This window comes from Brevibacterium sediminis, assembly GCF_013623905.1.
In the GTDB taxonomy this organism is placed as follows: Bacteria; Actinomycetota; Actinomycetes; order Actinomycetales; family Brevibacteriaceae; genus Brevibacterium; species Brevibacterium sediminis.
Map to the genome: position 1 here is coordinate 17,692 of NZ_JABKDD010000009.1, position 12,283 is coordinate 29,974.

General features: G+C 62.6%; 22 protein-coding genes. All 22 read right to left on the reverse strand.

What is annotated here, in order from left to right:
- Positions 1-6: 6 nt before the first annotated feature.
- Positions 7-843, reverse strand: a complete 837-nt coding sequence (map, locus tag HK108_RS12580; protein ID WP_181271776.1) for a type I methionyl aminopeptidase — start codon at positions 841-843, stop codon at positions 7-9.
- Positions 840-1,406: an adenylate kinase gene (locus HK108_RS12585; protein ID WP_139468548.1), complete on the reverse strand. Its 567-nt coding sequence runs from the start codon at positions 1,404-1,406 to the stop codon at positions 840-842. Before HK108_RS12585 ends, map begins: the two co-directional genes overlap by 4 nt.
- A 49-nt stretch (positions 1,407-1,455) precedes the next feature.
- Positions 1,456-2,757 carry a preprotein translocase subunit SecY gene (gene secY / locus HK108_RS12590; RefSeq protein ID WP_139468549.1) on the reverse strand — a complete coding sequence of 434 codons (1,302 nt, stop codon included), beginning with the start codon at positions 2,755-2,757 and terminating at the stop codon, positions 1,456-1,458.
- 348 nt (positions 2,758-3,105) lie between these two features.
- Positions 3,106-3,558 carry a 50S ribosomal protein L15 gene (rplO, locus tag HK108_RS12595; RefSeq protein WP_101546948.1) on the reverse strand — a complete coding sequence of 151 codons (453 nt, stop codon included), beginning with the start codon at positions 3,556-3,558 and terminating at the stop codon, positions 3,106-3,108.
- Between the two features lies 1 nt (position 3,559).
- Entirely contained in the window at positions 3,560-3,742 is a 183-nt protein-coding gene (gene rpmD / locus HK108_RS12600) for a 50S ribosomal protein L30 (protein WP_025777914.1), read from the reverse strand.
- The gene (gene rpsE / locus HK108_RS12605) at positions 3,742-4,425 is read right to left on the reverse strand and encodes a 30S ribosomal protein S5 (protein ID WP_216657189.1); all 684 of its coding nucleotides are present in this window, start codon (positions 4,423-4,425) and stop codon (positions 3,742-3,744) included. Before rpsE ends, rpmD begins: the two co-directional genes overlap by 1 nt.
- Positions 4,422-4,802: a 50S ribosomal protein L18 gene (gene rplR, locus HK108_RS12610; protein WP_092015640.1), complete on the reverse strand. Its 381-nt coding sequence runs from the start codon at positions 4,800-4,802 to the stop codon at positions 4,422-4,424. The genes rpsE and rplR overlap by 4 nt, the downstream gene beginning before the upstream one ends.
- A 2-nt stretch (positions 4,803-4,804) precedes the next feature.
- Positions 4,805-5,341, reverse strand: a complete 537-nt coding sequence (gene rplF / locus HK108_RS12615) for a 50S ribosomal protein L6 (protein WP_025777917.1) — start codon at positions 5,339-5,341, stop codon at positions 4,805-4,807.
- 17 nt (positions 5,342-5,358) lie between these two features.
- Positions 5,359-5,757 (reverse strand): 30S ribosomal protein S8, encoded by a 399-nt coding sequence (gene rpsH / locus HK108_RS12620; protein ID WP_025777918.1) that lies wholly within the window; start codon positions 5,755-5,757, stop codon positions 5,359-5,361.
- Between the two features lie 67 nt (positions 5,758-5,824).
- Positions 5,825-6,394 carry a 50S ribosomal protein L5 gene (gene rplE / locus HK108_RS12625; protein ID WP_039206325.1) on the reverse strand — a complete coding sequence of 190 codons (570 nt, stop codon included), beginning with the start codon at positions 6,392-6,394 and terminating at the stop codon, positions 5,825-5,827.
- Positions 6,394-6,762: a 50S ribosomal protein L24 gene (rplX, locus tag HK108_RS12630; protein ID WP_139468550.1), complete on the reverse strand. Its 369-nt coding sequence runs from the start codon at positions 6,760-6,762 to the stop codon at positions 6,394-6,396. The genes rplE and rplX overlap by 1 nt, the downstream gene beginning before the upstream one ends.
- Before the next feature lie 2 nt (positions 6,763-6,764).
- Positions 6,765-7,133 (reverse strand): 50S ribosomal protein L14, encoded by a 369-nt coding sequence (rplN, locus tag HK108_RS12635; protein WP_025777921.1) that lies wholly within the window; start codon positions 7,131-7,133, stop codon positions 6,765-6,767.
- A 144-nt stretch (positions 7,134-7,277) separates the two neighbouring features.
- A complete protein-coding gene (gene rpsQ, locus HK108_RS12640) occupies positions 7,278-7,565 on the reverse strand; it encodes a 30S ribosomal protein S17 (RefSeq protein ID WP_139468551.1) in 288 nt (95 codons plus the stop codon).
- Positions 7,565-7,816 (reverse strand): 50S ribosomal protein L29, encoded by a 252-nt coding sequence (rpmC, locus tag HK108_RS12645; RefSeq protein WP_025777923.1) that lies wholly within the window; start codon positions 7,814-7,816, stop codon positions 7,565-7,567. Before rpmC ends, rpsQ begins: the two co-directional genes overlap by 1 nt.
- A 2-nt stretch (positions 7,817-7,818) precedes the next feature.
- Positions 7,819-8,235: a 50S ribosomal protein L16 gene (rplP, locus tag HK108_RS12650; RefSeq protein ID WP_025777924.1), complete on the reverse strand. Its 417-nt coding sequence runs from the start codon at positions 8,233-8,235 to the stop codon at positions 7,819-7,821.
- A gap of 3 nt (positions 8,236-8,238) precedes the next feature.
- The gene (gene rpsC / locus HK108_RS12655) at positions 8,239-9,054 is read right to left on the reverse strand and encodes a 30S ribosomal protein S3 (protein ID WP_139468552.1); all 816 of its coding nucleotides are present in this window, start codon (positions 9,052-9,054) and stop codon (positions 8,239-8,241) included.
- Entirely contained in the window at positions 9,054-9,440 is a 387-nt protein-coding gene (gene rplV, locus HK108_RS12660; protein WP_025777926.1) for a 50S ribosomal protein L22, read from the reverse strand. Before rplV ends, rpsC begins: the two co-directional genes overlap by 1 nt.
- A 42-nt stretch (positions 9,441-9,482) precedes the next feature.
- Entirely contained in the window at positions 9,483-9,764 is a 282-nt protein-coding gene (gene rpsS / locus HK108_RS12665) for a 30S ribosomal protein S19 (protein WP_025777927.1), read from the reverse strand.
- 15 nt (positions 9,765-9,779) lie between these two features.
- Positions 9,780-10,616 carry a 50S ribosomal protein L2 gene (gene rplB / locus HK108_RS12670; protein ID WP_025777928.1) on the reverse strand — a complete coding sequence of 279 codons (837 nt, stop codon included), beginning with the start codon at positions 10,614-10,616 and terminating at the stop codon, positions 9,780-9,782.
- A 30-nt stretch (positions 10,617-10,646) separates the two neighbouring features.
- Positions 10,647-10,946: a 50S ribosomal protein L23 gene (gene rplW / locus HK108_RS12675; protein WP_025777929.1), complete on the reverse strand. Its 300-nt coding sequence runs from the start codon at positions 10,944-10,946 to the stop codon at positions 10,647-10,649.
- Complete coding sequence (gene rplD / locus HK108_RS12680) at positions 10,943-11,596, reverse strand: 50S ribosomal protein L4 (protein ID WP_139468553.1); 654 nt, start codon at positions 11,594-11,596, stop codon at positions 10,943-10,945. The genes rplW and rplD overlap by 4 nt, the downstream gene beginning before the upstream one ends.
- Before the next feature lie 5 nt (positions 11,597-11,601).
- The gene (rplC, locus tag HK108_RS12685; RefSeq protein WP_101546942.1) at positions 11,602-12,276 is read right to left on the reverse strand and encodes a 50S ribosomal protein L3; all 675 of its coding nucleotides are present in this window, start codon (positions 12,274-12,276) and stop codon (positions 11,602-11,604) included.
- Positions 12,277-12,283: the final 7 nt, after the last annotated feature.

Consider the following 12,283-nt stretch of genomic DNA (forward strand, 5'->3'; position numbering starts at 1 on the left):
CTCCCCTCAGGCGTCTTTCGGAGCCACGGGAGTGATTCCGAACGGCGCCAGCCCGGCCGCTCCCCCGTCGGCGGCTGTGAGTACCCAGACTCCCCCGTCATGGCGGGCCACGCTGTGTTCCCAGTGGCTCGCCCGTGACCCATCCGCCGTCACGACAGTCCAGTCGTCGGCGAGAGTGCGCGTGTCCGCACCTCCCGTGGTGAGCATCGGCTCGATCGCCAAGCACATTCCGGGCTTGATCTTCGGGCCGTTCGAGCGTGCACGGTAGTTGAGGACCTCAGGCGCCATATGCATGGAGGTGCCGATTCCGTGTCCGGTGAATTCCTCGACGAGGCCCAGGTGGGGGAATGATTCGGAGACGAAGTCATCGATGGCGTCGCCGATGTCGCTGACCTTCGTACCGGTCGCGAATGCCGCGATGCCTGCCCACATAGCCGCCTCGGTGGCAGAGGACAGCTCACGGTCGGATGCAGTGCCTGCTTCGTCGCCGCCGACGATCATCGTCAACGCTGAGTCCCCGTGGAAGCCGTCGACGACGGCGCCGCCGTCGATCGACACGATGTCCCCGGCGTTGAGGACACGGGATCCCGGGATGCCGTGGACGATCTGCTCGTTCACGGATATGCACACGACTGCAGGGAATCCCTGATAGCCCTTGAAGTTCGAGCGGGCGCCGGCGGCGTCGATGACGGCTTCCGCAGCGGCGTCCACCTCGGCGGTGGTGGCTCCGGGAACGGCCGCGGACCGGGCCGCTGAGAGCACTTCTGCTGTCAGCTGCCCGGCCCGATGCATGAGCTCAAGCTCTGCGGGAGTCTTCAGCTCGATACGTGGTCCGAAGATCATCGAATGGTCGAGAGGATGCGTTCGGTGATGTCGTTGACTTCGCCGAGTCCGTCGACCTGGCGAAGCAGACCGCGGCTGCGGTAGATATCGGTCAGCGGTTGGGTCTGCTCTTCGTAGACGTCGAGGCGATGGCGGATGACGTCTTCGCTGTCGTCGCTGCGGCCCTCGGTCTGAGCACGCGCGAGGAGACGAGCGACGACCTCGTCGGTGTCGGCGGTGAGCTCGACCACGTGCTCGATCGCCTTATCCTCTGCAGCGAGGATCCTGTCGAGTTCGTCGACCTGGGCGCTGGTGCGAGGATATCCATCGAGGAGGAAGCCTTCGGCTGCGTCGTCCTGTGCCAGTCGATCTGCGACCATCGAGTTCGTGACCTCGTCGGGCACGTACTCGCCGGCATCCATGTAGCGCTTGGCCAGCTTGCCCAGTTCGGTCTCACCCTTCACATTCGCCCGGAAGATGTCTCCGGTCGAGATGGCCGGGACGCCGAGCGCCTCGGACAGGCGTGCGGCCTGGGTGCCCTTGCCGGCTCCGGGAGGGCCGATCAGGATGATGCGTGAACTCATAAGGTGTCCTTCCAATGGAATGTCCGCTGAACGTCAGCGTCCGGTCGAATCAGCGCAGCAGACCCTCGTAGTGGCGCTGCTGCATCTGCGCGTCGATCTGCTTGACCGTTTCGAGGCCGACGCCGACGACGATCAGCAGTGAGGTGCCGCCGAACGGGAAGTTCTGGTTGGCGTTGATGAGAACCAGAGCGATCAGCGGAATGAGGGCGACGAAAGCCAGGTAGAGCGAGCCGGGGAAGTTGATGCGGCTGAGTACGTAGCTGAGGTACTCGGCGGTCGGGCGACCGGCACGGATACCCGGGATGAAGCCGCCGTACTTCTTCATATTGTCCGCAACCTCTTCAGGGTTGAAGGTGATCGCTACGTAGAAGTAGGCGAAGAAGATCGTCAGCAGCGCATACACGGTGATGTAAAGAGGATGGTCACCGCGGGTGAAGTAGGTGTTGATCCATTCGACTGCCTTGGATTCGGGGTCGAAGAACTGCGAGATCAGACTCGGCAGGTAGAGCACCGAGGAGGCGAAGATGACGGGGATGACACCGGCCATATTCACCTTGATCGGGATGTAGGTCGACGTTCCGCCGAACATCCGACGTCCCACCATGCGCTTGGCGTACTGGACGGGGATCCTGCGCTGCGACTGCTCGACGAAGACAACGAGGGCGATGAGGACGAGTCCGACGGCCATGACGATGATGAAGATGTCGACACCCTGCTCGCGGAAGATCGCGCCGAGCGAGGACGGGAAGGCAGAAGCGACGGACGTGAAGATGAGCAGCGACATTCCGTTGCCCACACCGTGTTCGGTGATCTGCTCGCCCAGCCACATGATCAGGCCGGTTCCCGCGGTCAGTGTGAGGACGAGGACGGCAATGCCCCACCAAGTGTCGTTGGCGATGAGATCCTGGCAGTTCTGGACGTCGCCGAACAGTGCACCGGAGCGCACGGTCGCCACGAGGGTCGTCGAGTTGAGGATCGCGAGGCCGATGGTGAGGTAGCGAGTGTACTGAGTCAGCTTCGCCTGGCCAGAGGCACCTTCCTTATGGAGGGCTTCGAAGCGAGGAATGACCACTCGCAGCAGCTGGACGATGATGCTCGCGGTGATATACGGCATGATGCCCAGGGCGAAGATCGACAGCTGCAGCAGCGCGCCGCCGCTGAAGAGGTTGATCATGGCGAATCCGCCCTCATTGAGCTGAGGCGAAGCCACGCACTCCTGCACCTTGGTGTAGTCGATTCCAGGCGAAGGAATGAACGAGCCGAGTCGGAAGATGACAAGAATGCCCAGGGTGAAGAGGAGTTTCTTCCTCAAGTCGGGCGTTCTGAAGGCCCTCCGGATTGCGCCGATCAAGCGTCCTCCTCGTTGGGGGATGAAAAGTCAGAGTCGTGGTCGCGACCTGGCGATTGAGACAAATACCTGCAAAAGACTACCAGGGTATGCCCTCCAGGCCGAAACCGGCGAGGCCCCGCGGCGACTCGGCGCAACCTGTGTTCGAGGCGGTCACAGAGCGGTTTCAGACAGGGGTTGAGATGGCATCGGAGCGGTTTCACGCGGTGTTCGAGAGGGCGTCTGGCCGGTCTCGGCCTGGTATGCGGACCACCGTCGCCGGCGTTCAGGGATGCAGAAGGGGGCGGCCACCGAAGTGACCGCCCCCTTTGACCAGCGTTGAAGCCGGGAATCCGTTCCGAGTGGAACGGATCAGGCCTCGTTGGTGCTTCCGCCTGCAGCCTTGATCTTCTCGGCTGCGGAGCCGGAGAACTTGTCTGCAGTGATGTTCAGGGCAACGGTGATCTCACCGGTGCCGAGAACCTTGACGGGCTGCTTTGCACGCACAGCGCCCTTCTCCACGAGATCGGCGACGGTGACGTCTCCGCCCTCGGGGAACAGGCTGGACAGCTTGTCGAGGTTGACAACCTGGAACTCCACCTTGGCGGGGTTCTTGAATCCACGCAGCTTGGGCAGACGCATGTGCATCGGGGTCTGGCCGCCCTCGAAGCCGTGCGGAACCTGGTAGCGGGCCTTCGTGCCCTTGGTTCCGCGTCCGGCGGTCTTACCCTTCGAAGCCTCACCACGACCGACACGGGTCTTGGCGGTCTTGGCTCCGGGAGCAGGGCGCAGATCGTGCAGCTTCAGCGAGTCGTTGTTCGACATATCAATCGACCTCTTCCACAGTCACGATGTGGCGGACAGCGTTGATCATTCCCCGGATCTCGGGGCGATCTTCCTGCACCACAACGTCGTTGGTCCGCTTGAGACCGAGCGAACGCAGCGTGTCACGCTGGCTCTGACGGTATCCGATTGCGGACTTGCGCTGAGTAATCTTGAGCTTTGCCATCAGGACTTCGCCCCACTTTCAGCAGCTGCTCGCAGCAGTGCGTGCGGAGCAACTTCGTCGACGGGCAGGCCACGGCGAGCCGCGACCTCTTCCGGACGCTCAAGGCCCTTCAGCGCGGCGATCGCAGCGTGCACGATGTTGATCGCGTTCGCCGAGCCCAGCGACTTGGACAGGACGTCCTGGACGCCTGCCGCATCGAGGACCGCACGAACGGGTCCACCGGCGATGACACCGGTACCCGGAGCGGCCGGACGCAGCAGGACGACGCCTGCGGCTTCCTCGCCCTGGATAGGGTGCGGAATGGTCTTCTGGATGCGGGGAACGCGGAAGAAGTTCTTCTTCGCTTCCTCGACACCCTTGGCGATGGCGGCAGGAACTTCCTTCGCCTTGCCGTAGCCCATGCCGACCATGCCGTCGCCGTCACCGACCACGACGAGAGCCGTGAAGGAGAACCGACGTCCACCCTTGACGACCTTCGACACGCGGTTGATCGTGATGACGTGTTCGATGAACTGGTTCTTGTCTTCACGGTCGTTGCGACCACCGCGTCCACGGCCTTCGCCGCGTCCGCGACCCTGACCGCCCTGTCCACCCTGGCCGCGGCCACGGGAGGAACGGTCACCGCTGTTGTCGGTGCGGGTCTCAGCAGTTGCCTGCTGTTCCTTGTTCTCTTCAGTGCTCATAGGGCCAATCCTCCTTCACGGGCACCTTCGGCGATTGCCTGCACACGGCCGTGGTAGGCATTGCCTCCACGGTCGAAGACGACGGAATCGATTCCGGCGTCCTTGGCGCGCTGAGCAACCAGCTCGCCCACCTTGCGGGCTTTGCCGGTCTTATCGCCTTCGAATGTCCGCAGGTCGGCTTCCATGGTGGAGGCCGAGACCAGGGTCTTGCCGACGGTGTCGTCGATGACCTGGACGAAGACGTGGCGCGTGGAGCGAGTCACTGAGAGGCGAGGGCGCTCGGTCGTGCCGCTGACATGCTTGCGCAGTCGAGCGTGACGACGCTTGCGAGCAGCTGCCCTGCCTTTGCCGTAGCTTTCCTTCTTGCCAAAGGCCATCGTTACTTACCAGCCTTTCCGACCTTGCGACGGACGATTTCGCCGGCGTAGCGCACACCCTTGCCCTTATAAGGCTCGGGCTTGCGCAGCTTCCGGATGTTGGCAGCGGTCTCACCGACGAGCTGCTTGTCGATTCCGTGGACAGCAACCTTGGTCTGACCGTCGACGCTGAAGGAGATTCCCTCCGGCGGTTCGACGACGATCGGGTGGCTGTAGCCGAGGGCGAACTCGAGGTTCGATCCCTTGGCCAGGACACGGTAACCGGTTCCGACGATCTCGAGGGCCTTGGAGTAGCCATCGGTCACACCGACGATCATGTTGTTGATGAGCGTGCGGGACAGTCCGTGCAGAGAACGCGATTCGCGCTCTTCGTCCGGACGGGCAACCGTGATGACACCGTCTTCGAGCGATACGGTGATCGGCTCGGCGATGGTGACGGACAGCTCGCCCTTAGGTCCCTTGACGGCGACATCCTGGCCGTCGACCTTGACCTCGACGCCGCTGGGAACGGAGATCGGGTTCTTGCCAATACGTGACATGTTCTTCTCTCCTTCCTTTACCAGACGTAGGCGAGGACTTCCCCACCCACACCCTTCTTGGCGGCCTGACGGTCCGTCAGGAGGCCTGACGAGGTCGACAGGATGGCGATGCCGAGGCCGCCGAGAACCTTGGGCAGGTTCGTGGACTTCGCGTAGACGCGCAGTCCCGGCTTCGACACACGGCGCAGGCCGGCGATCGAACGTTCCCGGTTGGGTCCGAACTTCAGGTCCAGGAGCAGAGTCTTGCCGACTTCGGCGTCTTCGACGCTCCAGCCGGTGATGTAGCCCTCGGTCTTGAGGATCTCGGCGATGTTCGACTTGAGCTTCGAGAACGGCATACTGACGTCCTCGTGATAAGCCGAGTTGGCGTTGCGCAGACGCGTAAGCATGTCTGCGACTGGATCAGTCATTGTCATTTGGGCACTTGCCCTTCCTCGTTACGGTTTCCGCCCACGTACTGTGCTTGGACCTGCAACGTAGCGATTATTTTTGTTTGAACGGGAACCCGAGGTGACGCAGCAGTGCACGTCCCTCGTCGTCGGTTGCCGCGGTGGTGACGACGGTGATATCCATACCGCGGACGCGGTCGATCCGGTCCTGATCGATCTCGTGGAACATGGACTGTTCGGTGAGGCCGAAGGTGTAGTTACCGTTTCCGTCGAACTGACGATCCGAGAGTCCGCGGAAGTCGCGGATACGCGGCAGTGCCAGAGTGATGACGCGGTCGATGAACTCCCACATCCGGGCTCCACGCATGGTGACGTGGGCGCCGATGGGCTGACCTTCGCGCAGCTTGAACTGTGCGATGGACTTGCGGGCACGTGTCACGACAGGCTTCTGACCGGTGATCAGAGTCAGGTCGTTGATCGCGCCTTCGATCATCTTGGAATCGCGTGCTGCGTCACCCACACCCATGTTCACGACGACCTTGGTCAGTCCGGGAACCTGCATGGGGTTGGCGTAGTTGAACTCTTCCTGCAGCTTCGCAACGATCTCTTCGCGGTAAATCTGCTTGAGACGCGGTGCGGGACGGCTGGTGGTTGTTTCCGTCATCAGATCTCCTCCCCGGTGCGACGCGAGATGCGAACTCGAACGGTCTTGGTGCGACCGTCGCGCTCGACGCTCTCTTCGCGGTATCCGACGCGGGTGGGCTTGTTGTCCTTGGGATCAACGAGCGCCACGTTGGACACGTGGATGGGGGCTTCGTGGGTCTCACGGCCACCAGCGGTGCCGCCGGCCTGAGTCTGCGTAGCCTTCTTGTGCTTGATCACGCGGTTGACGCCCTCAACGAGGACGCGGTTGCGTTCGGGGTAGACGGCAAGAACCTTGCCCTGCTTGCCACGATCGCCACCACGGGACTGCCGAGCGCCGGCGATGACCTGGACGAGGTCGCCCTTCTTGATCTTGAGCTTGTTCGCCATGCTCACAACACCTCCGGTGCCAGGGAGACGATCTTCATGAACTTCTTGTCGCGGAGTTCGCGTCCCACGGGCCCGAAGATACGGGTTCCGCGTGGTTCCTCATCGTTCTTGAGGATGACAGCTGCATTCTCATCGAACTTGATGTAGGAGCCGTCGGGACGACGACGTTCCTTGGCAGTGCGAACGATGACGGCCTTGACGACGTCACCCTTCTTCACATTGCCGCCAGGGATTGCATCCTTGACGGTTGCCACGATGGTGTCACCGATCGAGGCGTAGCGCCGACCGGAGCCACCCAGGATCCTGATTGCCAGGATCTGCTTGGCGCCAGTGTTGTCGGCGACTTTGAGTCGCGACTCTTGCTGAATCACTATTTTCTCCTGTCGTCGCGCTGGTTCTCACGCCTGAGCGCGAGCCTTGCGGAACGGATTCATTGACATTTCACCCCGTTCCCGGTAGCCGCCCACGGCCTGCAGGAGGCCGCGGGCGGGACCGGGTGGGTGGGGTGGCGTTGACTACTTGGCGCGTTCGACGATTTCGACGAGCCGCCAACGCTTCGCGGCCGAAAGGGGCCGCGTCTCGGCCACGAGGACGAGGTCGCCGATGCCGGCGGTGTTCTCTTCGTCGTGAACCTTGTACTTGACCGACTTGCGCATGACCTTGCCGTAGAGGCGGTGCTTCATGCGCTCCTCAACCTCGACGACGATGGTCTTGTCCATCTTGTCGGATACGACGTAGCCACGTGCGGTCTTGCGGGAGTTGCGTTCCGCAGCAGTGGACTCGGTGTTCGTGGTCTCCGCCATCACTTGCTCTCTTCCTTGGCATCAGCGGGGTTCGGACGGATGTCCAGCTCCCGTTCGTTGAGCACGGTGTAGATACGAGCGATGTCGCGACGCACGGCCTTGAGGCGACCGTGGCTCTCCAGCTGGCCGGTGGCCGACTGGAAACGCAGGTTGAACAGCTCGGCCTTGGCCTTCTTGAGCTCTTCCTGCAGACGCTCGTTGTCGTAACCGTCAAGCGCGTCGATGGAAAGGTTCTTCGAACCGATAGCCATTCTCACTCACCACCTTCGCGGGCCACGATACGGGCCTTCAGCGGAAGCTTATGGATCGCCAGGCGCAGAGCCTCGCGAGCAACTTCCTCGGACACACCGCCGAGTTCGAACATGACTCGACCGGGTTTGACATTGGCGATCCACCACTCCGGCGAACCCTTACCGGAACCCATGCGGGTTTCGGCAGGCTTCTTCGTCAGCGGGTGATCAGGGTAGATGTTGATCCACACCTTGCCGCCGCGCTTGATGTAGCGGGTCATGGCAATACGTGCGGCCTCGATCTGACGGTTGGTGACGTAAGCCGGCTCGAGAGCCTGGATGCCGTAGTCACCGAAGGACACCGTCGTGCCTCCCTTGGCGGCACCGCCCCGGTTGGGGTGGTGCTGCTTGCGGAATTTCACTCGACGAGGGATCAGCATTTCTCAGCCCTCCGATCCGGCCTCAGCCGCGGGGGCTTCGGCGCTGTTCTCAGTATTACGGGCCTGGTCGCCACGGCGCGGTGCGCCTTCCTGACCACGTCCGCGGCCTCCACGACCGCGCCCACGGCCACGCGGGCCACGAGCAGCAGGAGCCTTGGCCTGCTCGGCGGCAAGCTCCTTGTCGGTCATGTCGCCCTTGTAGATCCACACCTTGACGCCGATGCGTCCGAAAGTGGTGTGGGCTTCGTGAACGCCGAAGTCGATGTTCGCGCGCAGGGTGTGCAGCGGCACACGACCTTCGCGGTAGAACTCGGACCGGCTCATCTCAGCACCGCCGAGGCGGCCCGAGCACTGCACGCGGATGCCCTTGGCACCTGCGCGCTGGGCGCTCTGGATCGCCTTGCGCATCGCGCGGCGGAAGGCCACGCGGCTGGCGAGCTGCTCGGCAACACCCTGGGCGACGAGCTGAGCGTCGACCTCGGGGTTCTTCACCTCAAGGATGTTGAGCTGAATCTGCTTGCCGGTGAGCTTTTCGAGCTGACCGCGGATGCGGTCTGCTTCGGCTCCGCGACGGCCGATGACGATGCCCGGGCGTGCGGTGTGGATGTCGACTCGGACACGGTCACGCGTGCGCTCGATGTTGACCTTCGAGATGCCGGCCCGTTCGAGGCCGGTGTTCATCATCTGGCGGATCTTGACATCTTCGAGCACGTAGTCGCGGTAGCGCTGCCCCGGCTTGGTCGAGTCAGCGAACCACTTCGACTTGTGATCCGTGGTGATTCCGAGTCGGAATCCATTCGGATTGATCTTCTGGCCCATTAACGGTTCCCCTTCCGGCTCTTGCGCTGAGGCAGGTCGTCACCGCTGGCCAGGACCACTGTCACGTGGCTGGTGCGCTTCTCGATGCGAAAAGCGCGACCCTGGGCACGCGGACGGAACCGCTTCATGGTCGGCCCCTCGTCCACGAAGGCTTCGGAGATGACCAGTTCGTTCTCGTCGAACGCAACGCCTTCCTCGTCGGCCCGGACACGCGCATTGGCGATGCCGGAGGCCACGAGCTTGTAAATCGGATCTGATGCCGACTGTTCTGCAAACTTCAACACTGCAAGTGCTTCGGTCGCCTGCTGACCACGAATGAGGTCGATGACGCGCCGAGCCTTGCGAGGCGTAACGCGCAGGTACCGCGCCTTAGCCTTGGCTTCCATCGCTTCCTTCTCTCTTCTCTAGGATCGAAAGAGTGCCCCGCCTCAGCGGCGGCGACCCTTGCGATCGTCCTTTTCGTGGCCACGGAACGTCCGTGTCGGTGCGAACTCGCCGAGCTTGTGTCCGACCATCGACTCAGTGATGAAGACGGGGACATGCTTGCGTCCGTCATGTACTGCGATGGTGTGTCCCAGGAAGTCCGGGATGATCATCGAGCGACGAGACCATGTTTTGATGACATTTTTGGTGTTCTTCTCGTTCTGACGAGCCACCTTCTGGAAGAGGTGTTCGTCGACGAAAGGACCCTTTTTGAGGCTACGAGGCATAAGTCAGTACTCCAATCAGCGCTTCTTGCCGGTCCGGCGACGGCGCACGATGTACTTGTCGCTCTCTTTGTTCGGCCGGCGTGTGCGGCCCTCCAACTGACCCCACGGGCTGACTGGGTGACGACCACCCGAAGTACGGCCCTCGCCACCACCATGCGGGTGGTCGATCGGGTTCATCACGACACCGCGGACGGTCGGGCGCTTGCCCTTCCAACGCATGCGGCCTGCTTTGCCCCAGCTGATGTTCGACTGCTCGGCATTGCCGACCTCGCCGATCGTCGCACGGCAGCGCGCATCGACGTTGCGGATCTCGCCCGAAGGCATCCGCAGCTGTGCGAAACGGCCGTACTTAGCCACGAGCTGCACGGACGAACCGGCAGAGCGAGCGATCTTGGCACCGCCACCGGGACGCATTTCAACTGCGTGCACCACGGTGCCGACTGGGATATTGCGCAGGGCAAGGTTGTTGCCCGGCTTGATGTCTGCACCCGGACCGGCTTCCACCTGTGCGCCCTGCTTGAGGTTCTGCGGGGCGATGATGTAGCGCTTCTCTCCGTCTGCATAGTGCAGCAGAGCGATGCGAGCCGTACGGTTCGGGTCATATTCGATGTGTGCGACCTTCGCCGGAACGCCATCTTTGTCATGGCGGCGGAAGTCGATGACACGGTACTGACGCTTGTGACCGCCGCCCTGATGGCGGGTGGTCACGCGTCCCTGGCTGTTGCGGCCGCCGCGCTTGGGCAGCGGGCGCAGAAGCGACTTCTCCGGTGTAGACCGGGTCACTTCGACGAAGTCGGCGACCGACGAGCCACGGCGGCCCGGGGTCGTCGGCTTGTGCTTACGGATTCCCATGAGTCTTGTCCTTCTTTGACGAAGGATCGCTTAGAGCGATCCACCGAAGATGTCGATCGATCCGTCCTTGAGGGCGACAATGGCACGCTTGGTGTCCTTGCGCTTTCCCCAACCGGTGCGGGTGCGGCGGCGCTTGCCCTGACGGTTCAGGGTGTTGACCTTGGCGACCTGCACATCGAAGATCGTTTCAATGGCTTGCTTGATCTCGGTTTTGTTCGAGTCCTGGTCGACGAGGAAGGTGTACTTGCCTTCGTCCATCAGGCTGTAGGTCTTCTCCGAGACGACCGGTGCGACGATGATGTCGCGCGGGTCCTTGAAGTTCAGACTCATGATGCGTCCTCCGATTTGCGGTTTCCGCTCAGGAACGCGGCAAGAGCTGCCTCGGTGAACACGATGTCGTCGGCGAGCAGCACATCATAGGTGTTGAGCTGATCGGCGGTGAGCACGTGGACGTGGGGCAGATTGCGCACGCTCAGGTATGTGAGCTCGTCGTCACGATCGAGCACCACGAGGGTGTTCTTGCGTTCGGACAGACCGGCCAGTGCGGCCTTCGCCTGCTTGGTCGACGGGGCGTCGCCGGTGACCAGGTTCTTCATCACGAAGACCTGATCGAGGCGTGCACGATCCGACAGGGCTCCGCGCAGAGCGGCGGCCTTCATCTTCTTGGGGGTCCGCTGCGAGTAGTCGCGCGGGACCGGTCCGTGCACGATTCCACCGCCGTTGTACTGGGGAGCGCGGATCGAACCCTGACGGGCGTTGCCGGTTCCCTTCTGACGGTAGGGCTTGCGACCGCCACCGCGAACTTCGGAGCGGGTCTTCGTCTTGTGCGTACCCTGACGGGCCGCAGCCAGCTGTGCAACGACGACCTGGTGGATCAGGGGCACATTGGTCGGCACACCGAAGACCTCGGCGGGCAGATCAACGGAGCCGGCCTTGGCACCAGCGGCATCGATGACGTCGACTGTCTTGACATCAGTCATGACGTTCAGGCCTCCTTCGCGGCCGAGCGAACGAGGACGACTCCACCCTTGGGGCCGGGAACGGCGCCCTTGATGAGCAGGAAGTTGTTCTCGTTGTCCACGGCGTGGATCGTGAGGTTCTGGGTGGTGTGCTTGACAGCGCCCATACGGCCGGCCATGCGCATACCCTTGAACACGCGACCAGGTGTCGCGGCTCCGCCGATCGAACCTGGCTTGCGGTGGTTGCGGTGCTGACCGTGGGAGGCACCGACACCGGAGAAGCCGTGACGCTTCATGACACCGGCGGTTCCCTTGCCCTTGGTCTTCGCGGTCACATCAACCTTGAGTCCGGCTTCGAACGTGTCGACGCCGAGTTCCTGGCCGAGCGCGTAGTCAGCAGCATCTGCAGTGCGCAGCTCGACGAGGTGACGGCGTGGGGTCACACCGGCCTTCTCGAAGTGGCCTGCAGTCGGCTTGTTGACCTTGCGAGGATCGATCTCGCCGAACGCGATCTGCACAGCGGGGTAACCATCGGTTTCCTCGTTGCGGACCTGGGTTACGACGTTGTTACCGGTGGCCACCACGGTCACCGGCACGAGGTTGTTCTGCTCATCCCAGACCTGGGTCATGCCCAGCTTGGTTCCCAGAAGGCCCTTGACCTTGCGGGTGGTCGGGAGAGCGGATGAACGAGTGTTCGCCATTGCTGCC

Coding starts and splice junctions, on each gene's coding strand:
- rplW (WP_025777929.1), bottom strand. CDS start 10,946: ATGAGTCTGAACTTCAAGGACCCGCGCGACATCATCGTCGCACCGGTC.
- rpsC (WP_139468552.1), bottom strand. CDS start 9,054: ATGGGCCAGAAGATCAATCCGAATGGATTCCGACTCGGAATCACCACG.
- rplB (WP_025777928.1), bottom strand. CDS start 10,616: ATGGGAATCCGTAAGCACAAGCCGACGACCCCGGGCCGCCGTGGCTCG.
- rpsE (WP_216657189.1), bottom strand. CDS start 4,425: ATGAGCACTGAAGAGAACAAGGAACAGCAGGCAACTGCTGAGACCCGC.
- rplR (WP_092015640.1), bottom strand. CDS start 4,802: ATGGCCTTTGGCAAGAAGGAAAGCTACGGCAAAGGCAGGGCAGCTGCT.
- rpmD (WP_025777914.1), bottom strand. CDS start 3,742: ATGGCAAAGCTCAAGATTACTCAGCGCAAGTCCGCAATCGGATACCGT.
- map (WP_181271776.1), bottom strand. CDS start 843: ATGATCTTCGGACCACGTATCGAGCTGAAGACTCCCGCAGAGCTTGAG.
- rplX (WP_139468550.1), bottom strand. CDS start 6,762: ATGGCGAACAAGCTCAAGATCAAGAAGGGCGACCTCGTCCAGGTCATC.
- rplD (WP_139468553.1), bottom strand. CDS start 11,596: ATGACTGATGTCAAGACAGTCGACGTCATCGATGCCGCTGGTGCCAAG.
- rpmC (WP_025777923.1), bottom strand. CDS start 7,816: ATGGCTATCGGTTCGAAGAACCTTTCCATCGACGCGCTTGACGGTTAC.
- rpsQ (WP_139468551.1), bottom strand. CDS start 7,565: ATGGCGGAGACCACGAACACCGAGTCCACTGCTGCGGAACGCAACTCC.
- rplV (WP_025777926.1), bottom strand. CDS start 9,440: ATGGAAGCCAAGGCTAAGGCGCGGTACCTGCGCGTTACGCCTCGCAAG.
- rplP (WP_025777924.1), bottom strand. CDS start 8,235: ATGCTGATCCCTCGTCGAGTGAAATTCCGCAAGCAGCACCACCCCAAC.
- rplE (WP_039206325.1), bottom strand. CDS start 6,394: ATGACGGAAACAACCACCAGCCGTCCCGCACCGCGTCTCAAGCAGATT.
- rplO (WP_101546948.1), bottom strand. CDS start 3,558: ATGTCGAACAACGACTCGCTGAAGCTGCACGATCTGCGCCCTGCTCCC.
- rplC (WP_101546942.1), bottom strand. CDS start 12,276: ATGGCGAACACTCGTTCATCCGCTCTCCCGACCACCCGCAAGGTCAAG.
- HK108_RS12585 (WP_139468548.1), bottom strand. CDS start 1,406: ATGAGTTCACGCATCATCCTGATCGGCCCTCCCGGAGCCGGCAAGGGC.
- rpsS (WP_025777927.1), bottom strand. CDS start 9,764: ATGCCTCGTAGCCTCAAAAAGGGTCCTTTCGTCGACGAACACCTCTTC.
- rpsH (WP_025777918.1), bottom strand. CDS start 5,757: ATGACAATGACTGATCCAGTCGCAGACATGCTTACGCGTCTGCGCAAC.
- rplF (WP_025777917.1), bottom strand. CDS start 5,341: ATGTCACGTATTGGCAAGAACCCGATCTCCGTTCCCAGCGGCGTCGAG.